The sequence below is a fragment of the Ralstonia sp. 22086 genome (genome assembly GCF_052045975.1).
Classification (GTDB): Bacteria; Pseudomonadota; Gammaproteobacteria; order Burkholderiales; family Burkholderiaceae; genus Ralstonia; species Ralstonia wenshanensis.
On record NZ_JBQEPZ010000003.1, the window covers coordinates 794,295 to 814,400 of the forward strand.

At 63.5% G+C, this 20,106-nt stretch carries 21 protein-coding genes and 1 tRNA gene; 11 read left to right on the plus strand and 11 right to left on the minus strand.

Going from position 1 to position 20,106, the window contains the following annotated elements; all coding sequences use genetic code 11:
• Window positions 1–19: 19 nt before the first annotated feature.
• From ACTJK6_RS16885 to ACTJK6_RS16900, 4 genes are all read right to left on the minus strand, one after another.
• Window positions 20–613, minus strand: coding sequence for a MarC family protein (locus tag ACTJK6_RS16885; RefSeq protein ID WP_012436452.1), 594 nt, complete (start codon window positions 611–613; stop codon window positions 20–22).
• A gap of 13 nt (window positions 614–626) precedes the next feature.
• Window positions 627–1,493, minus strand: a complete 867-nt coding sequence (locus ACTJK6_RS16890; RefSeq protein ID WP_232041061.1) for a 2OG-Fe(II) oxygenase — start codon at window positions 1,491–1,493, stop codon at window positions 627–629.
• Window positions 1,494–1,559: 66 nt separating this feature from the next.
• A complete protein-coding gene (locus tag ACTJK6_RS16895; RefSeq protein WP_316871831.1) occupies window positions 1,560–2,315 on the minus strand; it encodes a lytic transglycosylase domain-containing protein in 756 nt (251 codons plus the stop codon).
• A 22-nt stretch (window positions 2,316–2,337) separates the two neighbouring features.
• The gene (locus ACTJK6_RS16900) at window positions 2,338–4,062 is read right to left on the minus strand and encodes a proline--tRNA ligase (RefSeq protein WP_316871832.1); all 1,725 of its coding nucleotides are present in this window, start codon (window positions 4,060–4,062) and stop codon (window positions 2,338–2,340) included.
• Window positions 4,063–4,282: 220 nt separating this feature from the next.
• Between ACTJK6_RS16900 and ACTJK6_RS16905 the strand changes: the two genes are divergently transcribed.
• Both ACTJK6_RS16905 and ACTJK6_RS16910 read left to right on the plus strand, forming a co-directional pair.
• Window positions 4,283–4,990 carry an RNA pyrophosphohydrolase gene (locus tag ACTJK6_RS16905; protein ID WP_316871833.1) on the plus strand — a complete coding sequence of 236 codons (708 nt, stop codon included), beginning with the start codon at window positions 4,283–4,285 and terminating at the stop codon, window positions 4,988–4,990.
• A 5-nt stretch (window positions 4,991–4,995) separates the two neighbouring features.
• Complete coding sequence (locus tag ACTJK6_RS16910; protein ID WP_260802222.1) at window positions 4,996–5,625, plus strand: CNP1-like family protein; 630 nt, start codon at window positions 4,996–4,998, stop codon at window positions 5,623–5,625.
• 96 nt (window positions 5,626–5,721) lie between these two features.
• Here the strand turns inward: ACTJK6_RS16910 and proB are convergent, their stop codons facing one another.
• From proB to rplU, 4 genes are all read right to left on the minus strand, one after another.
• Entirely contained in the window at window positions 5,722–6,846 is a 1,125-nt protein-coding gene (proB, locus tag ACTJK6_RS16915) for a glutamate 5-kinase (RefSeq protein ID WP_260802223.1), read from the minus strand.
• Between the two features lie 33 nt (window positions 6,847–6,879).
• The gene (gene obgE / locus ACTJK6_RS16920; RefSeq protein ID WP_232041067.1) at window positions 6,880–7,974 is read right to left on the minus strand and encodes a GTPase ObgE; all 1,095 of its coding nucleotides are present in this window, start codon (window positions 7,972–7,974) and stop codon (window positions 6,880–6,882) included.
• A 196-nt stretch (window positions 7,975–8,170) separates the two neighbouring features.
• Window positions 8,171–8,431 (minus strand): 50S ribosomal protein L27, encoded by a 261-nt coding sequence (gene rpmA, locus ACTJK6_RS16925; RefSeq protein WP_004633021.1) that lies wholly within the window; start codon window positions 8,429–8,431, stop codon window positions 8,171–8,173.
• A gap of 37 nt (window positions 8,432–8,468) precedes the next feature.
• Window positions 8,469–8,780: a 50S ribosomal protein L21 gene (gene rplU / locus ACTJK6_RS16930; RefSeq protein ID WP_004633023.1), complete on the minus strand. Its 312-nt coding sequence runs from the start codon at window positions 8,778–8,780 to the stop codon at window positions 8,469–8,471.
• A gap of 336 nt (window positions 8,781–9,116) precedes the next feature.
• Between rplU and ispB the strand changes: the two genes are divergently transcribed.
• The 9 genes from ispB to ACTJK6_RS16975 all read left to right on the plus strand — a co-directional run bounded on the left by ispB (window position 9,117) and on the right by ACTJK6_RS16975 (window position 17,520).
• Window positions 9,117–10,046, plus strand: a complete 930-nt coding sequence (ispB, locus tag ACTJK6_RS16935) for an octaprenyl diphosphate synthase (RefSeq protein ID WP_232043051.1) — start codon at window positions 9,117–9,119, stop codon at window positions 10,044–10,046.
• Between the two features lie 26 nt (window positions 10,047–10,072).
• Window positions 10,073–10,149 (plus strand) — tRNA-Pro (locus ACTJK6_RS16940).
• A 172-nt stretch (window positions 10,150–10,321) separates the two neighbouring features.
• Window positions 10,322–11,596, plus strand: coding sequence for an HlyC/CorC family transporter (locus ACTJK6_RS16945; protein ID WP_440839601.1), 1,275 nt, complete (start codon window positions 10,322–10,324; stop codon window positions 11,594–11,596).
• A gap of 259 nt (window positions 11,597–11,855) precedes the next feature.
• The gene (pilB, locus tag ACTJK6_RS16950) at window positions 11,856–13,583 is read left to right on the plus strand and encodes a type IV-A pilus assembly ATPase PilB (protein ID WP_322017520.1); all 1,728 of its coding nucleotides are present in this window, start codon (window positions 11,856–11,858) and stop codon (window positions 13,581–13,583) included.
• Between the two features lie 44 nt (window positions 13,584–13,627).
• Complete coding sequence (locus tag ACTJK6_RS16955; protein ID WP_433865366.1) at window positions 13,628–14,905, plus strand: type II secretion system F family protein; 1,278 nt, start codon at window positions 13,628–13,630, stop codon at window positions 14,903–14,905.
• Complete coding sequence (locus ACTJK6_RS16960) at window positions 14,905–15,786, plus strand: prepilin peptidase (protein ID WP_440839602.1); 882 nt, start codon at window positions 14,905–14,907, stop codon at window positions 15,784–15,786. The genes ACTJK6_RS16955 and ACTJK6_RS16960 overlap by 1 nt, the downstream gene beginning before the upstream one ends.
• 13 nt (window positions 15,787–15,799) lie before the next feature.
• Entirely contained in the window at window positions 15,800–16,414 is a 615-nt protein-coding gene (coaE, locus tag ACTJK6_RS16965) for a dephospho-CoA kinase (protein ID WP_440839628.1), read from the plus strand.
• A 135-nt stretch (window positions 16,415–16,549) separates the two neighbouring features.
• Complete coding sequence (gene zapD / locus ACTJK6_RS16970; RefSeq protein WP_004633038.1) at window positions 16,550–17,308, plus strand: cell division protein ZapD; 759 nt, start codon at window positions 16,550–16,552, stop codon at window positions 17,306–17,308.
• A gap of 8 nt (window positions 17,309–17,316) precedes the next feature.
• Entirely contained in the window at window positions 17,317–17,520 is a 204-nt protein-coding gene (locus ACTJK6_RS16975; protein ID WP_232041073.1) for a DNA gyrase inhibitor YacG, read from the plus strand.
• On the opposite strand, the gene ACTJK6_RS16980 is transcribed toward ACTJK6_RS16975, so the two are convergent.
• From ACTJK6_RS16980 to argJ, 3 genes are read right to left on the minus strand one after another with little or no spacing between them, the layout of a single operon-like run.
• The gene (locus ACTJK6_RS16980; RefSeq protein WP_232041074.1) at window positions 17,513–17,962 is read right to left on the minus strand and encodes an NUDIX domain-containing protein; all 450 of its coding nucleotides are present in this window, start codon (window positions 17,960–17,962) and stop codon (window positions 17,513–17,515) included. The two genes, ACTJK6_RS16975 and ACTJK6_RS16980, sit on opposite strands and share 8 nt — an antisense overlap.
• The gene (locus ACTJK6_RS16985; RefSeq protein ID WP_232041075.1) at window positions 17,952–18,836 is read right to left on the minus strand and encodes an ATP-binding protein; all 885 of its coding nucleotides are present in this window, start codon (window positions 18,834–18,836) and stop codon (window positions 17,952–17,954) included. The genes ACTJK6_RS16980 and ACTJK6_RS16985 overlap by 11 nt, the downstream gene beginning before the upstream one ends.
• 16 nt (window positions 18,837–18,852) lie before the next feature.
• Window positions 18,853–20,082 (minus strand): bifunctional glutamate N-acetyltransferase/amino-acid acetyltransferase ArgJ, encoded by a 1,230-nt coding sequence (gene argJ / locus ACTJK6_RS16990; RefSeq protein WP_440839603.1) that lies wholly within the window; start codon window positions 20,080–20,082, stop codon window positions 18,853–18,855.
• Window positions 20,083–20,106: the final 24 nt, after the last annotated feature.

A 20,106-nucleotide genomic window follows, 5' to 3' on the forward strand; every position in this document is an offset into this window, starting at 1 on the left:
TTTGTTGCCCGCGCGGGGTTCAGAGTTGATGCGCGAAGGTGCGAATGCCCTTGAGGAGCATCTCCACCGAGATCGCCACCAGGATCAGCCCCATCAGCCGCTCGAACGCCATCACCGTGCGCTCACCCACGAGGCGCTGGATGTGCGTGGCACTCAGCAGCACCACAGCGCACACGGCCATCGTCGCGCACAGCGAGCCGACCCACGTCCACATGCGCCCGGGCGCCTGCGACACCAACAGCATCACCGTGGCCATCGCCGACGGCCCGGCGATGGCCGGGATCGCCAACGGCACGATGAAGGGTTCGCCGGTGGGCTGCGACTCGGCCGCACCTTCACGCGGGAAGATCATCCGCAGTGCGATGAGGAACAGCACGATGCCGCCTGCAATCTGCAGCGACATGTCGGTCAGGCTCATCATGCGCAGGAAGCTCTCGCCAAAGAACATGAAGACGAGCAGCAGCACGAATGCAATGCCGACCTCGCGCAGCACGACGCGGTTCCGGCGCTCGGGGGCCACCGGCCGCAGCGCCGAGATGAAGATGGGAATGTTGCCGAGCGGATCGGTGATCAGCACCAGCAGCACGGTCGCCGAGAGAAAGGTGTATTCCATCGCCTGATGTCGATCAGGCGCCGCGACGGTATGGGCGTTCACGCAGCCATTTGGTGGCGATCCATTTCTCGCCACGCTCGACCGGCAGGCCGGCATGCAGCGTGTCTTCGTCCAGCGTGCCGTCCGGGCGCTTGTAGACGAAGAAGACGGCGTTGCCCTTGACCGGCGCCACCTCCAGTCCGAGCTTCGGAAAGCCAGTCGCGCCGCCCGCCTGCACGCTGTTCAGGTAGATGACCATGGTGGCCACGCGCTGGCCGCCCACTTCAAGCTGGCGCGCCTCGCCGCTACGGCCCGGGTTGAAGAAATCGAAGTGCGGCTGGTATTCGCCGCCGGGCTGGTAGTTCAGCACCTGGAAGCCTTCGCCGTGTTCGACCGGTACGCCCACGGCCTGTGCGATGCGCGCTTCGATCTTGGCGATCAACGGATGCTCGCCGACCTGGAACATCCCGCCCTGGCTTGTGCGGGCCGAGATCAGGTTTTCCTCGCCCGTATCGGGGTTCACGACGGGCGAGCGCTTGAGGCGGTTGCGCCCGATCGCGATCAGCTCGTCACACTCTGCGTCCGACAGAAAGTGCTGGAACAGCACGATGCGCGGCGTCTCGAGTGCAAACAGGATCGGAATGTCGCCGTCGGCGGTATGCACGGCATTGCTGTTTTCAACCGCCTGGTCGGCAGCAGGTGTCGGCGCGGGCGCCACAACGGGGGCGGGCGCGCGAGCGGTCAGCGCCTCATCGACGACACGGCGCGCGAAAGCGCGGTCGTAGCCGGATTGCACCATCGACGCCACCAGGGATTCGGCCTCGAAACCTTCGGTCACGTGACGCTGCAGCCAGTCGCGCAGCGCGTCAGACATCGTCGCGTACGGTTGGGGGGTGGACATGCGGGATGGAGATGCGGGCGAACGAGAGATGGCCCTATTGTAGGCCCACCGTTCGCCGACAGAAGATCAGGAACCGCCTGCCGGACCGCCAGCAATACGTAGTGGCGAGAAAGGATTGCGCGCCGGCACTTCAGGCAATGCCTTGGCACGCGCAGCGGGGACAACGGGCTCGGCCGGCGCAGACACCGTCATCGCGCTCGACTCCTGATACTGCCAGCGCTTCCACGCAGCGAGCACGGCATTCGGATATTGCGGCTGGCCCCGGCTGCCGTTGTAGCGGCCCAGCGCCAAATACAGATTGCCGCCTTCCATGTCGAGGTAGTGACGCAGGATCGTGCAGCCGTAGCGCAGGTTGCTCTGCAGATGGAAAAGCTTGCGCGAGTCGTTGTCGCCGATGCTGCGCGTCCAGAACGGCATCACCTGCATCAGGCCCATCGCACCGGCACTGCTGATGGCGTATTTGCGAAAGCCGCTTTCCACCTGGATGAGGCCGAGTACCAGCGCCGGGTCCAGGCCAGCGCGCTTGGCTTCGTAATACGCCGTCTCGATCAGTTCGACGCGTACCGACGCCTGCGGAATCTTGCCGGACATGCGCACCGACATCTCGGCCAGCCAGCGCAGGTAGCCGAGTTGCTCGTCATTGCTGGCAAATACCGGGCGCAGCGGGCGGCTGTCGGCCACGGCAGCAGACAGCGCGCTGCGCACGGAATCCGCCAGGTATTCCTCTTTCTGGGCGCCTGCCCACGCCGCCTGCGTGCCCGCGAGCAACGTCCCCGCGCACAGCGCAGTGGCGATCAGGCGAGCAGAAAACAGGCGGCGCATGCAGGTCGGTCCTGTTGTTGCGTTATTGCGCGAGACGCGCCTTCAGCGTCGCCAGCACCTCGGCCGGTGCCACGGCGGTCGCGGCTTCGTCGCGGCGGCCCTGGAATTCCAGCTTGCCTTCCTTCAGGCCGCGGTCACCCACCACTACGCGGAACGGCACGCCGATCAGTTCCCAGTCGGCGAACATCGCGCCGGGGCGCTCGCCGCGGTCGTCCAGCATCACATCGATGCCAGCGGCAACGAGTTCGGCGTGCAGGCGATCGGCTTCCTCGCGCACGGCGTCGGAGCGGTCGTAGCCCACGGGGCAGATCACCACCTGGAACGGCGCGATCGAGGCCGGCCAGATGATCCCGCGCGCATCGTAGTTCTGCTCGATGGCCGCACCCAGGATGCGCGTGATGCCGATGCCGTAGCAGCCCATCACCATCGGCTGCGTCTTGCCGTTTTCATCGAGGAACGTGGCGTTCATCGCCTCGGAGTAACGCGTGCCCAGCATGAAGACGTGACCGACTTCGATGCCGCGGCAGATGGCCAGCGTGCCCTTGCCATCCGGCGACGGATCGCCTGCCACCACGTTACGCAGGTCGTAGACCTCGGGCTCGGGCAAGTCGCGGCCCCAGTTCACGCCGGTGAAGTGGTAATCCTCTTCGTTCGCGCCAACCACGAAATCGCTCATGGCGGCCGCCGTGCGATCGGCCACCACCCTCACGGGCAGCTTGGTGCCGATCGGGCCGAGATAACCCGGCCGCGTGCCGAACACGCGCAGGATTTCGCCTTCGGTGGCAAAGCGGAAATCGGCCAGGCCGGGCACCTTCGATGCCTTGACCTCGTTGAGTTCATGATCACCGCGCAGCAGCAGCAGCCAAATCTGGGGCTCGCCGCCCTCGACGTCAGTGGCCAGCACGATGGATTTGATCGTGCGCTGCAGCGGAATCCCCAGTTGCTCGGCAACAGCCTCGCACTTTGAGCGACCAGGCGTATGCGTCTTGGTGAGCGCCTCCACGGCGGCACCACGCGGTTCGGCCGGAGCCACGGCTTCCGCAGCCTCGATGTTGGCGGCGTAGTCCGAATCCGGGCAATAGATGATGGCGTCTTCGCCGGTGTCGGCAATCACGTGAAATTCGTGCGAACCCGAGCCACCGATGGCGCCGTTATCAGCGGCCACGGCGCGGAATTCCAGGCCGAAGCGCTGGAAGATGCGCGTATAGGCGTCGTACATCTTCTGATACGACACCTTCAGGCCTTCGGCGTCGCGGTCGAAGGAGTACGCGTCCTTCATGGTGAATTCGCGGCCGCGCATGATGCCGAAGCGCGGGCGGCGCTCGTCACGGAACTTGGTCTGGATCTGGTAGAAATTGACCGGCAGCTGCTTGTACGAGCGGATTTCGGTACGGGCGATGTCGGTCACCACCTCTTCCGACGTCGGCTGCATGACGAAATCGCGCTCGTGGCGATCCTTGAAGCGCAGCAGTTCGTCGCCCATCTTGTCCCAGCGGCCGGTCTCCTGCCACAGCTCGCCCGGCTGCACCACCGGCATCAGCACCTCCACCGCGCCGGCGGCGTTCATTTCCTCACGCACGATCTGCTCGACCTTGCGGATCACACGCAGCCCCACGGGCATGTACGTATAGAGGCCCGCGCCAAGCTTCTTGATCATGCCGGCACGCATCATCAACTTGTGCGAGACGATCTCCGCGTCGGCGGGCGCTTCCTTGAGCGTGGAAATGAAGAATTGGGACGCTTTCATGCGACTGACAATAAGGGATGACGCGGCCAACCAAAGCCGCGAAAACAAGGGCAAAAGCCACCGGAATCAGGAGATGAGACGAGGCGCCTAGCGCACATTCGCGCAATCGACGCCCCTCCCCCAGGAGGCGCGAGTGAGCGGCAACATTTCGGCTTCTGTGACAGCCGAGCGACGGGCCGCTCTATAATCGGCGTAATTCTAAAGTATTCGAGGTGCAGTCATGCTCGATCGTGAAGGCTTCCGCCCGAACGTCGGCATCATCCTCATCAACGCAAGAAACGAGGTGTTCTGGGGCAAGCGCATTGGCGAGCACTCCTGGCAGTTTCCACAAGGCGGCATCAAGTACGGCGAGACGCCCGAACAAGCGATGTTCCGCGAACTGCACGAAGAAGTCGGCCTGTTGCCAGAACACGTCCGGATCGTCGGTCGCACGCGCGACTGGCTGCGGTATGAGGTGCCGGACAAGTTCATCCGCCGCGAAATACGCGGCCACTATCGGGGCCAGAAACAGATCTGGTTCCTGCTGCGCATGGTCGGTCGCGACTGCGACATCCAACTGCGCGCCACCGAGCATCCGGAATTCGATGCGTGGCGGTGGAGCCAGTACTGGGTGCCGCTCGAGGCCGTCATCGAGTTCAAGCGCGAGGTGTATCAGCTGGCGCTGTCGGAGCTTTCGCGCTTCGTGCAGCGGCAGGCGCGCGCACCGCTCTCGCCCTACGGGCGCGGCGGGCAGCACCGTGAGCGTGACGGACGTGATGCGCGCGATCACCGTGAACGTTCCGGCGGCCAGAGCGGCCGGAACGAGCCGTACGCCCAGCCGGCCCTGACCGTCACCACCACGACGGTCATCGTTGAAACGGTGAGCGTATCCGCGCCGACCGCCCCCTCCCCCAACCCTGACGACACGGCTCCCAAGGACAATTCGTGAATCTGATGACGACGACACGTGGAGCGCACCGCGCTCTCGTGCCGCTCGCGCTGGCGGCTGCGCTGGCGTTGACGGCATGTGGCCATAACCGCACCGGCGACCTCGAAGACAAGCTGTTGATGGACCCGTTCAACGACAAGCCCTTCAAGGAAGACGCTGTGACCTTCCCGGCCCCGCCGGTCGATCGTGATGCCGTGCCGTTCGATGTGGGCGGCCGCACTGATTCGCCGCTGCGTTTTGCCATCGATCCGAAATCGGTGTCGATCGGCAAGGACAACGTGGTGCGCTACACCGTGCTGATCACGAGCAAGACCGGCGCGCGCAACGTGAACTACGAAGGCCTGCGCTGCGACACAGCCGAGCGACGCATCTATGCGACGCTGCGCAATGACACCAACCAATGGATCAGCAACCGCGCGGTGGACATGAACGAAACCGCGAATACCGAGTCCGCCAGCATGAATGCGTACAAGCCCGCCACGGATTGGCAGCGCGTTGGCAATGGCGGTCCGACGGACTATGCGTCGGCGCTGATGCGCTCGTACTTCTGCGACGTGCGCTCGGTAGCTGGAGATGGAAAGGCCTCTACGCTGGTGCAACGGTTGGGACAGGGCGGCCGGTATTTCGGGCCCTGAGCGGCAAACGTCGGCGTACTGCATTATCTGCCTCAAACACAAAGGCCAACCCTGCAAGGTTGGCCTTTTGTTTTGACACGCCGCCGAGCGACTGAATCAGAGCAGCACCAGGTTGTCCCGGTGCACCAGCTCCGCGGCGCTTACGTAGCCAAGCACCGACTCGATCTCGGAGGATGCCCTGCGCGCGATGAGCCGGGCCTCGGCCGACGAATAGTTCGTCAGCCCGCGCGCCACTTCACGGCCCGCCGTATCCACGCAAGAAATCACCTCGCCGCGCGCGAATTCGCCCTGCACTTCCGTCACACCGATCGGCAGCAACGACTTGCCACCGGCCGTGAGTTTTTCCACTGCACCGGCATCCAGCACCACGCGACCGCGCAGTTGCAGGTGATCGATCATCCATTGCTTGCGTGCCGCCATCCGCCCCGTCGGCGCGCGAAGTTGCGTGCCGATGGCCTCGCCATTCGCCAGCCGCGCAAGCACGTCGGGCTCGCGCCCCGAAGCGATGATGGTGTGCGCACCCGATTTGGCCGCACGCTTGGCCGCCAGAATCTTCGTCAGCATGCCGCCCTTGCCGATGCTCGAACCGGCGCCGCCGGCCATCTGCTCAAGATCTGGCGTGCCAGCCTGTGCCTCGTCGACAAAGCGGGCGTCCGGGTCTTTGCGCGGGTCAGCGGTATACAGGCCGCGCTGGTCTGTCAGGATGATCAGCGCATCACCTTCGATCAGGTTGGTGACCAGCGCGCCCAGCGTGTCGTTGTCGCCAAACTTGATCTCGTCGGTGACGACCGTGTCGTTCTCGTTGATGATCGGCACGACACCGAGGCTCAGCAGCGTGAGCAGCGTGGAACGTGCGTTGAGGTAGCGCTCGCGATCGGCCAAATCGCCATGCGTGAGCAGCACCTGCGCCGTGCGAATGCTGTGCCGCGCGAACTCGGATTCGTACACCTGCGCCAGCCCCATCTGCCCCACGGCCGCTGCGGCCTGCAACTCATGAATCTCCTTCGGACGCTTGGCCCAGCCCAACCGCTGCATGCCCTCGGCGATGGCACCGGAGCTGACCAGCACGACTTCCTTGCCCGCCGCCCGTAACGCCGCGATCTGCGCGGCCCAGCGGGCAATGGCGGCCTGGTCGAGGCCACGGCCATCGTTGGTAACCAGGCTGGAACCGACCTTAACGACAAGGCGGCGCGCATCGGCAATCAGCGAATGCAGGGCCATGGTGGGCGTGTCTCCGAAGGGTGTTTGTTGTGTTCAGGCTTGACCGTCGTGGTCGACGTTGTGCAGGCTCGGGTCCAGACGCTGGTCGGGCGCGGCCGCTGCGGCGTCCTCTTCGGCGCGCAGCTCGTCGAGGTATTCCTGGATCGCGTGGACAAGCGCCTGCGTGCCGTCGTGCGTCAACGCAGAAATGCGATGCACCGGGCCCTTCCACTTGAAGCGCTTCACGAAGTCCTTCACGCGCGCTTCGCGTTCGTCCTCGGGCACCATGTCGAGCTTGTTCAGCACGAGCCAGCGCGGCTTGTCGAAGAGTTCAGCGTCGTATTTCTTCAGTTCGCCGACAATCGCCTTGGCTTCGGCCACCGGGTCCACGCTTTCGTCAAACGGGGCAAGATCCACCACGTGCAGCAGCACGCGTGTGCGTTGCAGGTGGCGCAAGAACTGATGCCCCAGACCGGCGCCTTCCGCTGCGCCCTCGATCAGGCCTGGAATGTCGGCCACCACGAAGGACTTCGACGGGCCCGTCCGGACCACGCCCAGATTCGGGTGCAGCGTCGTGAACGGGTAGTCGGCAATCTTCGGGCGCGCATTGGAAATGGCGGTGATCAGCGTCGACTTGCCGGCATTCGGCATGCCGAGCAGGCCCACGTCGGCCAGCACCTTCAACTCGAGGCGCAGGTTGCGGCGCTCACCGGCCTTGCCGTCGGTCTTCTGGCGCGGCGCGCGGTTGGTGCTCGACTTGAAGTGGATGTTGCCCCAGCCGCCCTCGCCGCCCTGCGCCAGGCACAGGCGCTGCCCGTCGACGGTCAGGTCGGCGATCAGCTCTTCCGTGTCGGCGTCATAGATGGCGGTGCCCACAGGCATGCGCAGCGTAATGTCGTCGCCAGCGGCGCCGTAGCAGTCGGCACCTCGGCCGTTTTCGCCGTTGCGCGCGAGATGCTTCTTGGCAAAGCGGTAGTCAATCAGGGTGTTGATGTTGCGGTCAGCCACGGCCCACACGCTACCGCCGCGCCCACCGTCGCCGCCATCCGGTCCGCCAAACGGGACGAATTTCTCGCGGCGCATCGAGGCGCTGCCGTTGCCGCCGTCACCAGCGATCACTTCAATCCGGGCTTCGTCGATGAACTTCATGGAGGGTCTCCGCCCGTGCGGCGTGCGCACGGCAGGTAAAAAGAAATCGGCGCCGCTCGCGCCATTGCTAACAGAACGCGCCTGGAAACAAGCGCCAAGAAGCAGCGTACCGCCCAGGATCAGGGTCGCGTTTTGTTAGCAGCCAGAAACGAAAAAGCCCCGCACGGGTGCGGGGCCTTTTGACTACAAGGCTGAATCAGGCCGCCGGAACAACGTCGACGAACTGCTTCTTGCCTTCGCCGCGGTTGGCGAACTTCACGTGGCCATCGACCAGCGCGAAGAGGGTGTGGTCCTTGCCCATGCCCACATTCACGCCAGCGTGCGTGCGGGTGCCGCGTTGGCGAACGATGATGCCGCCAGCGTTGATGGCTTGACCACCGTACACCTTCACGCCCAGGCGCTTCGACTCGGAATCGCGGCCGTTCCGTGTGGAACCGCCGCCTTTTTTCTGTGCCATGACTGAACTCCTATCCGGTTACGTAGACGACGCAGCCTTAGGCCACGATCGAGTCGATACGCAACTCGGTGTAATTTTGACGATGCCCTTGGCGCTTTTGATAGTGCTTACGACGGCGCATCTTGAAGATGTGCACTTTGTCGTGACGACCGTGGGAGATGACGGTGGCTTTGACGGCAGCCCCGCTCACCAGCGGCGCACCAACCTTGAGTTGGTCGCCGGCGCCCACTGCGAGCACCTGGTCAAGCGTGATTTCTGCGCCAACGTCCGCCGGTATCTGTTCTACTTTCAGTTTTTCGCCAGCAGCAACCTTGTATTGCTTACCGCCGGTTTTTACGACCGCGTACATTGTCGGACCTCGATAAAAGAACTAAAACGTGACTCTTGTGCCACTTGCCGCCCGCATACGCAGACGACGGACACAGAGAACTCGCAACTATACAAGAAAAACCCAAGCAAATCAAAGACTAATCGCCTGATCGGGTGCTGCGCCCGCGCAACGGCCCGCCACGTCAAGCCTGGGGCGCCGCGCCATCGGGCAAACCGCCTGGTTGCTCTATAATCTCGCGGTTTTTTGCGCAGCATCGCTTCCCGCGCAAGTCGACCATCAGCCACACGCCTTCTGTCGGAATTCGCCTTGACCCAGACCTCCGCCTCCGTCCTGCTCGCTCCTGTCGCTGAAGACATGCGCGCCGTCGATGCCGTGATCCGCCGCCGCCTAGGCTCGGAGGTGGTGCTGATCAATCAGATTGGCGAATACATCATCAGCGCCGGCGGCAAGCGGCTGCGCCCGGTGATCCTGCTGCTGGTGGCAAATGCGCTCGGCTACAAGGGCGAGCATCAGCACGAGCTGGCTGCCGTGGTCGAGTTCATCCACACGGCCACGCTGCTGCACGACGATGTGGTTGACGAATCCGACTTGCGCCGCGGCCGAAAAACCGCCAACGCCGTGTTCGGCAATGCGGCCAGCGTGCTGGTGGGCGATTTCCTGTACTCGCGCGCCTTCCAGATGATGGTGCAGGCCGACAGCATGCGCATCATGCAGATCCTCGCCGACGCAACCAACATCATTTCCGAAGGCGAGGTTCTGCAACTGCTGAACATGCACGACCCGGACGTGACGGAAGAGCGCTACCTGCAGGTCATCCGCTACAAGACCGCCAAGCTGTTCGAGGCAGCCGCCCAGATCGGCGCGGTGCTTTCGGGCGCCGACGCCGCCACCGAAGAGGCCGCTGCTGAATACGGCCGCCGCATCGGCACCGCGTTCCAGATCGTCGATGATCTGCTCGACTACACGTCCACCGCCGACCAGATGGGCAAGAACGCTGGCGACGACCTGCGCGAAGGCAAGCCGACCCTGCCGCTCATCCATCTGCTGTCGAACGGCACGGAAGAACAGCGTGCACTGGTGCGCCAAGCCATCGAGCAAGGCGGCACGGAACATTTCGATGCGATCTTCGCTGCCATTCAGACTTCCGGGGCGCTGGAGTACACGCGCCAGGCCGCCGAACGCGAAGCCGCTGCAGCCGAAGCAGCTGCAAACGCATTACCCCCTTCCCTTTTCCGCCAGACGCTGATAGACTTGTGTGCTTTCTCGCTGCAACGTCAGTCCTGACACGCACGAGATCTGCGAAGAAGCATCGGGGTGTAGCTTAGCCTGGTAGAGCGCTACGTTCGGGACGTAGAGGCCGGAGGTTCGAATCCTCTCACCCCGACCAGAAATTCCCTTGTCGATCAAGGACATCAAGCCCAGCAATTGCTGGGCTTTTTTGTTTCTTAACGACCCTCTGCTGGGGAGATCTACGCTAGCGGCATGCGCTACGGCCGCGCGCATCGGCACGCCAAACCCCTCTGTTATAGTGGGCGCTTCGCCGTCCTTCCCCTCCCGCTTTGGACTCTTGGCCGCTCTGGGCACAAATTGGCGCCGTCGTGCTGCTGTTGTGCTGCTCCGCCTTCTTCTCGATTTCCGAAACCGCGATGATGGCGCTCAACCGCCATCGCCTGCGGCATCTTGCCAAGTCCAACGTATCGGGCGCGCGCAATACGCAGCAATTGCTCGGTCAAACCGACAAGTTGCTCTCGCTCATCCTGATCGGCAACAACCTGATCAACACCGCTGTGCCGGTGCTGATTACGACGCTGGCGATCCATTACTTCGGCAACAACGGAACGACGCTGTCGATCGCCACGGCCATCGTCGCGTTTCTCATCATCGTGTTCGCCGAGATCGCCCCCAAGATCGTGGGCGCGACCTACCCAGAACGCGTTGCTTTCCCGGCCAGCTTCATCATCAAGCCGCTGATGCAGATTTCGACGCCGCTGGTCGCGGTGGTCAACGCGTTTGCCATGGGTGTGCTGCGATTGGTGCGGATCAACACACGCAAGGCGCCTGAGCAGCGCATGTCGACCGAGGAACTGCGCACGCTTGTGCTGGAATCAGGCAACTTCATTCCGCACAAGCACCGCAGCATCCTGCTCAACCTGTTCGATCTGGACGCCATCACCGTGGACGACGTGATGACGCCGCGCGCGCGGGTGGAATCGCTGGATCTGTCGCGCCCGATTGAAGAGGTCATCCAGCAGCTCGAGACCTGCTACCACAATAAGCTCCCGGTGTTCGAGCAAGACAGCGATCAAGTGATCGGCATCCTGCATGTGCGCAAGGTCCTGTCACTGCTGGGGCACACCGAACTTACGCACGACGATTTCCGCGGCCTGCTCGCCGAGCCGTATTTCGTGCCGAGCGGCACACCCGTTTTCCGCCAGTTGCAGTACTTCCAGGAGAACCGCCGCCGCATCGGCCTGATCGTCAATGAATACGGCGACATGCTGGGGCTGGTGACGCTGGAGGACATCATCGAAGAGATGATCGGCGAGTTCACCACCACGCTTCCGAACGCCGGCAAGCTCGCCTGGGACAAGGAAGACACTTATCTTGCGGATGCGGGAATGTCGTTGCGCGACCTGAACCGGCGCCTGGGCCTGAGCCTGCCAACCGACGGCCCGAAGACACTCAACGGGTTGCTACTGGAAGTGCTGGAAGAGATTCCCGAGGCGACGGTCAGCGTGAAGATTGCGGGCTGCGTGATGGACATCGTCCAGATGGACAGCCAGTCCATCCGCACGGTGCGGCTGCACCAGCCGCCGCAGCCCAAGCGCAGCTGACGCCACACTCGAGAGCAAACGCTTCAGTTAGAACCGTTTTCTGCCGATGTGGCACAAATGCAAGCTGCGCTTTGATGCGCGCTTTACAAATGCAGGGGCGGTCGGCAAACTGCCCCGGTTCCGGGCACCACCCCCCACGAATGGGTGGGGTACCGGCGGCAGAACATAAAACAATCGCCTTGGGGGGCGAGCGCACGCTGGAGGCGGTGGGGCCCGGCGCGCGCTGAAATGGTCAGCTTCAGCCTGACGGACTGGACTCATGACACTCGGACTCGCTCTAGCGCAGAGCAGGCGGATCGCGCCCACGCTACTCACCCAGCTCGAACAGAGCGCGCGTGAAAAACGCACGCAGCTGATCGACGAGCTGGTGGGCAGCGGGATCATGAGTGCGCACGACCTCGCCGTGTTTGTCGCCGGCAAGTACCAGATGCCGCTGCTGGACCTCGCCCAGTACAAGCTCGATACCGTACCGGCCGTGCTGTCGGCCAATAAGCACTTCGCACAGTTGCGCTTGTTGCCGCTGGGCCGTCGCGAAAACCGTCTCATCCTCGCCACGTCCGACCCAAGCGATCCGAAGCCAATCGAAGAGCTGCGTCAGAAGATGAACGTGGCTATCGAAACGGTCATCGTCGAGCACGACAAGCTGGTACGCCAGCTGAGCCTCTCCAATGAGGCGCCGGCCGAAATCAAGTCGCTCTTCCCCAAGCAGGAAGCCACGCAGATCGAGTACGACCCGGGCGCTGCTGCAGCCTCGCGTCGCACCACCACCGATGGCATCGACGATGCCCCCGTGGTGCGCTTCCTGCAGAAGCTCTTTACCGAGGCCCTGTTGCGCGGCGCGTCGGACTTGCATTTCGAGCCTTTTGAAACGTTTTACCGCGTGCGTTTCCGCATCGACGGCATCCTGGCGCAGGTCGCACAGCCGCCGCTGGATATCCGCGACAAGATCGCGACCCGCATCAAGGTGCTCTCGCGCCTCGACATCTCAGAAAAGCGCGTGCCGCAAGACGGCCGCATGAAGCTGCTCATCACCGTCCCGAAAGACCGCAAGGACAAGGACAACAAAGAGACGATCGAGCGCGCCATCGACTTCCGGGTGTCGACGCTGCCGACGCTGTTCGGCGAGAAGATCGTGATCCGGATTCTAGAGTCGTCCACCGAGCGGCTCGATATTGATCAACTCGGCTACGAGCCGGAGCAAAAGCAGTTGCTGCTCGACGTGATCAAGCGGCCGTACGGCATGGTGCTCGTGACGGGGCCAACCGGCTCGGGCAAAACGGTGTCGCTGTACACGTTCCTGAACAGGCTGAACCAGGGCGACATCAACATTTCCACGGCCGAAGACCCGGCGGAAATCCAGTTACCCGGCATCAACCAGGTCAACGTGAACGACAAGGCGGGGCTGACCTTTGCGGCGGCGCTGAAGTCGTTCCTGCGGCAGGATCCGGACATCATCATGGTGGGCGAAATCCGGGATCTGGAAACGGCCGACATCTCGATCAAGGCTGCGCAGACCGGTCACCTCGTGTTTTCCACGCTGCACACCAACGATGCCCCGACCACGCTGACCCGCCTGATGAACATGGGGGTGGCGCCGTTCAACATCGCGTCATCGGTGCTCCTGATCACGGCGCAGCGCCTGGCGCGCCGGCTGTGCAAGGAATGCAAGAAGCCGGGGCCGCTGCCCAAGGAAACGCTGCTCGACGCGGGCTTTACCGAAGCGGACGTCGACGGCTCCTGGCAGCCGTATCACCCGGTCGGTTGCGAAACCTGCAACGGCAGCGGCTACAAGGGCCGGGTCGGTATCTACCAAGTCATGCCGATCACCGAAGCGATCCAGGAGATCATCCTGACGCATGGCACTGCGCTGCAGATCGCCGAGCAGGCGCGTAAAGAGGGCGTACTGTCGCTGCGCGAGTCGGGCTTGCGAAAAGTGAAGCAGGGGCTGACTTCCCTAGAGGAAGTGCTGGCCACAACAAACCAATAACCTTCTCGATCAATCGTTCCCATACCGGGGGGTAGGAACCAACCATGGCTACACGAGCACCTGCCGCAAGATCGGCCCCAAAGAGCGCGGCGGCCGCGCCAGCGCGAAAGACCGCCAAGACAAAGGCGCCCACGCAGTACATCTTCGAGTGGGAAGGCAAAGATCGCAAAGGCAAGATCTTCAAGGGCGAGATGCGCGCCGAGAGCATCACCGAGGTGAATGCCGTCCTGCGCAAGCAAGGCCTGTCGATCACCAAGTCCAAGCGCCGCCGTGCGGCCCGCGGCAAGAAGATCACGCCGAAGGACATCGCCTACTTCACGCGCCAGCTCTCAACCATGTTGAAGGCCGGCGTCCCGCTGCTGCAGTCGGTCGACATCATCGCGAAGGGCCACGCCAATCCGAATTTCACGCAACTGCTGACGGAAATCCGTTTCGATATCGAGTCGGGCAGCAGCATGGCGCAGGCCTTCCGACGCCATCCGCAGTACTTCGACACGCTGTACTGCAACCTGATCGACGCGGGCGAACAAGGCGGTATTCTGGATGCGCTGCTCGAGCGGCTTTCGCTGTACATGGAGAAGTCGATCGCGCTGAAGGCGCAGATCAAGTCGGCGATGATCTATCCGATCTCGGTGCTGACGGTGGCCTTCTTGGTGACCGTAGTGCTGATGGTTTTCGTGGTGCCGTCCTTCAAGAGCGTATTCTCAAGCTTTGGCGCCACACTGCCCGCGCCGACTTTGGTCGTGATGGGCATCTCCGACTTCTTCGTGCAATGGTGGTACATAATCGTCTTCGCGCCCCTCATTGCCATTACGCTATTCGTCCGGGCATTTAAGCGCTCGGAGAACGTCCAACGCTCCACACATCGCTGGATTCTGCGCATGCCGATCTTCGGCAGCATCATCCGCAAGGCCACCATCGCCCGCTGGACGCGCACCCTGGCCACTATGTTTGCAGCCGGCACGCCGCTCGTGGAATCGATGGAGTCGGTGGCTGGCGCAGCCGGCAACTGGATTTATTACGATGCCACGATCGAGATCCAGCAAGCCGTGCGCATCGGTACCAGCCTGACCAACGCCATGCAAGCCACGCATGTGTTCGACAACATGGTGCTGCAGATGACCCAGATCGGTGAGGAATCCGGTGCCCTCGACAGCATGCTGCTCAAGGTGGCCGAGTTCTACGAGCGCGAGGTCGATGACGCCGTGGCCAACATATCCACGCTGATTGAACCGCTCATCATCGTGATTCTCGGCGTGCTGATCGGCGGCATGGTCGTGGCGATGTATCTGCCGATCTTCAAGCTGGGTCAGGTGGTCTGATGCCGGAGTTGTTTGTCATTCCCACGCTGGCGCAACTGCCAGCGTGGTTTGTCATTGCGGCCGGCGGGCTGGTTGGCTTGCTGGTCGGCAGCTTCCTCAACGTGGTGATCCACCGCCTGCCGCGCATGATCGAGCGAGAGGAAGCCAACTACATCGCCGAGCTGCGCGAAGAGCCGCTCCCTCATCCCGACGCGTACAACCTGATCGTGCCGCGCTCGGCGTGCCCGTCGTGCGGTCATCAGATCAAGGCGATCGAGAATATTCCCGTGATGAGCTGGCTGGCGCTACGCGGCCGCTGCAGTGCCTGCAAGACACCTATCTCGTGGCGCTATCCCGCTGTGGAACTGGTGACCGGCCTGCTGACGGCGGCCTGCCTGTGGCACTTCGGCCCGACCTGGGTGGCAGTCGCGTCGGCTGTGCTGCTGTGGTTCCTGATCGCCGGCACGATGATCGACGCCGACACGCAACTGTTGCCCGACGCCATCACCCAGCCGCTGCTCTGGCTTGGGCTGGGCGTGAATCTGTTTGGCATGTTCACGCACCTGTACGACGCCGTGATTGGTGCGATGGCCGGCTACCTGTTCCTGTGGTCGATCTACTGGGCCTACAAGCTTCTGCGCGGCCGTGAAGGCATGGGCTACGGCGACTTCAAGCTGATGGCTGCACTCGGCGCGTGGTTCGGCTGGCAGGCGCTGCCTCTGCTGGTGCTGCTCTCGTCGGTCGTGGGACTGGTGTTTGGGCTCGTGCGGATTGCGCGGGGTGCGACTAGCGAATCGCCGTTCTCGTTCGGGCCATTCATTGCCGGGGCTGGCGTGATCGCCCTGCTGGCCGGCCCGCAATTGCTCATGATGGCGGGCTTCGGTCCCCTGCTTGCGCCATAGGGGCATGGCCAGCATGCGTGTGATCGGCCTGACCGGCGGCATCGGCAGCGGCAAGAGCTACGTGGCGGACCGCCTGGCGGAGCGCGGCGCCGCCATTGTCGACACCGATGCCATTGCCCACGAGATCACCGCGCCGGGCGGCGCCGCCATTCCCAAGCTGGTCGAGACCTTCGGCGCCGGCATCCTGCGCGCAGACGGTGCCATGGACCGCGATGTCATGCGCGCCCTCGCCTTCTCGGACGCCACCGCCAAATCGCGACTGGAGCAGATCACGCACCCGCTCATCCGCGAGATTGCGCTGGCGCGCGGGGCCGCCGCCCAGGCATCGGCCGCGCATCCGTACCTTGTCTACGTCGTCCCCCTGTTGGTGGAATCCCTCGCCGGGCATCAAAGTTGGCGCACGCTGGTCGACCGCATTCTGGTGGTCGACTGCCCGGTTGAGTCGCAGATTGCCCGCGTGATGGCCCGCAACGGGTTGCCGCGCGCGCAGGTGGAAGCCATCATCGCGCGCCAGGCTTCACGCGAGGCCCGCCTTGCCGCCGCCGACGACGTGATCGACAACAGCGGCACGCTGGCCGACCTGCTGCCGCAGATCGATCGTCTGGACCTAACCTACCGGTCGAATTGAAACGATCTGAAAGCGGCCGTCACAACCCTTTGCATTGTGATGAACGAGGGTCTCGCATAGAATGCGGGCAGATCGAGGCCAAATGGGCTTCGGGGCCGCATATGCCAGCGGGCCAGCACACCGGGCACCCAAGTTTTGATCCTGTACGAATATCCCTTCAACGAACGCATTCGGACGCTGCTGCGCCTCGAAGACCTGTTCGAGCGGCTGGATTTCTTTCTCGTGCAGGAACATCCGCTGCAGCACCATGTAGCGCTGACCACCCTGTTCGAGGTGGTGGACGTAGCCGGGCGAGCCGACCTCAAATCCGATCTGCTGAAAGAACTTGATCGCCAACGCCAGACGCTCACCGCGCTGCGTGCCAACCCGCAGATCGATCAGGACGCGCTCGACGCCGTCATCAGCGAGTTGGAAACCGCCTCGGGCAATCTCACTGCCACGCACGGCAAGGCCGGCCAACTCATCGCCGACAACGAGTGGCTGACGAGCATCCGCAGCCGCGCAATCATCCCCGGCGGTACGTGCGAGTTTGATCTGCCGGCGTATTTTGCTTGGCAGCATCACCCCGCCGAGCGCCGCCGCGCCGACATCATCAAATGGGCCCAACCGCTGGTGCCGCTGCGCGACGCCACGATGATCGTGCTGCGCCTGCTGCGCGAATCAGGCCAGAGTGGCAAGGTGATTGCTAACGCTGGGAGCTATCAGCAGATGCTGTCGGGCCGCGTGTACCAGCTGATGCAGGTGCGCCTGGATGAGTCGGCGCTGGGGTTCATTCCCGAGATCAGCGCCAACAAGTACATGCTCTGGGTGCGCTTCACCCAGCAGGATGGCGACCTGCGACCCAAGCCGGTCGATGCGGATATCCCGTTCCAGCTGAAGCTCTGTAATTTCTGAGCCGCACCATGAATGTGAAGACCGTCAAATGCCCCAGCTGCGGCAAGCCCGTACCTTGGGTGCCGGAGAGCCGCTACCGTCCCTTCTGCTCCGAGCGCTGCAAGCAGATCGACCTGGGGGCCTGGGCCGCCGAGCAGTACACCATCCCCGTGGTCGAAGAAGACGACCTGCCCGACGCACCTGGCGGGGATACGACCGGCAAGCTCAACTAGCCGTCGCTTCCTCGCGCATCCATTCGAAGACGGGCAACGTTGCCGGCAGCACCGGATCGACGCTGATCGGCAGCGTCTGCCAGGCGAAATCCTGGCCTTCCAGCGGGCGCAATGTCCCATCCCAAGCCGTTACCTTGCAGAAGTGCAGGCGAACGTACGCGTGCGGGTAGTCGTGCTCGATGGTGTGCCAGGGCACGCAAGCGCGTAGCGTTACGTCCAGCTCTTCCTTCAGCTCACGCGTGAGCGCGGCTTCCACCGATTCGCCCGCTTCAAGCTTGCCGCCAGGAAATTCCCAGTAGCCCGCGTAAGGCTTGCCTTCTGGACGCTGGGCCAGCAAGAACTGGCCGTCCGGCTGCACCAGCACGCCAACGGCCACTTCGGTGATCTTGCGGCCGTCGGGCGTGTGCGTGGGTGGCACTTGCGTCAGATTGTCAGTCGACATGCTGCCGCCCATGCTTGCCGCCCCAGTCGCGGGCAAATTGCCATGCCACGCGGCCCGAACGCGAGCCACGCTCGAGCGCCCAGACCAGCGCGTCGCCACGTGCAGCGGCGATGTCCTCGTCGCTGCAGCCGAAATGCCGGAGCCAGTGGCCGACAATGGTCAGGTATTCGTCCTGCTTGGGCGGGTAGAACGACAGCCACAGCCCGAAGCGCTCCGACAGCGAAATCTTCTCTTCCACCACTTCGCCCGGATGGATTTCGCCGTCAGACGTGTGCTGATAGGTTTCGTTGTCCTTCATGTATTCCGGCAGCAGATGGCGCCGGTTGGACGTCGCGTAGATCAGCACGTTGTCTGATTGCGTTGCCACCGAGCCGTCCAGCGCAGACTTCAGCGCCTTGTAGCCCGATTCGCCTTCTTCAAACGAAAGATCATCGCAGAAGATCGCGAAGCGCTCGGGGCGCGCCGAGAGCTGCTCGACGATATCGCCCAGATCGGCCAGATCATCCTTGTCGACTTCGACCAGGCGCAGCCCGTCTTTCACGAATTCGTTCAGGCACGCCTTGATGAGCGATGACTTGCCGGTACCACGTGCGCCCGTGAGCAGCACGTTATTGGCCGGCAGCTTGCTGACGAACTGGCGCGTGTTGGCGACGATGGCGTCTTTCTGGCGTTCGATGTTGTGCAGATCGCTCAGGTGGATCGGCGGCAGTTGGCGGATCGGCGCGAGATAGCCGATATTGCCGAACAGGCTCTGACGTTTTCGCCAGCGGAAGGCAACGGCCTCGTTCCAATCCGCCTCGGTCAGTTCGGGCGGCAGCCATTGCTCGAGCCGCCCAAGAAAGCGGTCGAGCCGTGCGGAAAGGTCGGACGACATGGCGGCAGACTCCGGATTACGAACGGTAGTCCGCGTTGATCGACACGTAGTCGTGCGAGAAATCGCACGTCCACACGGTGGCGGTGGCGTCGCCGCGGCCGAGCGCGATGCGCACGGTGATCTCCGCCTGCTTCATCACACGCTGGCCGTCTTCTTCGCGGTACTCGGGGTTGCGGCCACCGTCACGCGCGACCCACACGTCGTCGAGCCACAGATTGACGCCGTTTACGTCAAGGTCCGTCACGCCAGCGTAGCCCACGGCCGCCAGGATGCGGCCGAGGTTGGGGTCCGAAGCGTAGAACGCGGTCTTGACCAGCGGCGAGTGCGCGACCGCATAGGCGATCAGGCGACACTCCTCAACGTTGCGGCCGCCCTCGACCTGGATGGCCATGAACTTGGTCGCACCCTCGCCGTCGCGCACGATCTTCTGCGCAAGCTCTTGCGCGAGGCCCGTCAGCGCATCGCGCAGCGCCGCGTAATCAGGGTGCGATTCGGAATCGATGCGCGGCGTGCCGGCGCGGCCCGTCGCGATGACGACGAACGAGTCGTTGGTCGACGTATCGCCGTCCACCGTCACGCTGTTGAACGAATGATCGGCGGTGTGGCGCACCAGACCTTGCAGCACAGCTTCGTCCACATTGGCATCGGTGGCGATGAAGCCCAGCATCGTCGCCATGTTCGGACGGATCATGCCCGCGCCCTTGCTGATGCCCGACATGCGCACCGTCTTGCCCGACAGCGTGCACGTGGCGGACGCCGCCTTGGGTACGGTGTCGGTGGTCATGATGGCCTCAGCGGCGGCCAGCCAGTTGTCCGGCTTGGCGTTCGCCTCAGCAGCAGGCAGTCCGGCGATGATGCGGTCGACCGGCAGCGGCTCCAGAATTACGCCCGTGGAGAACGGCAGCACCTGCTCCGCCGACACGCCCAGCAGTTTGGCCACGGCATCGCAGGTCTGGCGTGCATGCGCGAGGCCCGGCGCGCCCGTACCGGCATTCGCGTTGCCCGTGTTCACAACGATCGCGCGCGCCCGCTTGCCGCTCGCCAGATGCTCGCGGCACACCTGCACTGGCGCCGCGCAGAAACGGTTCTGCGTGAACACACCAGCGACCGCCGAGCCCTCGGCGATACGAACGAGCAGCACATCCTTGCGATTGGCCTTGCGTACACCGGCCTCGGCCCAGCCGAGTTCCACGCCGTCGATCGGCAACAGTGAGTCAGCGGCGGGCGCGACGAGATTCACAGCCATGGAGCACACCTTTCAAATGAGGAT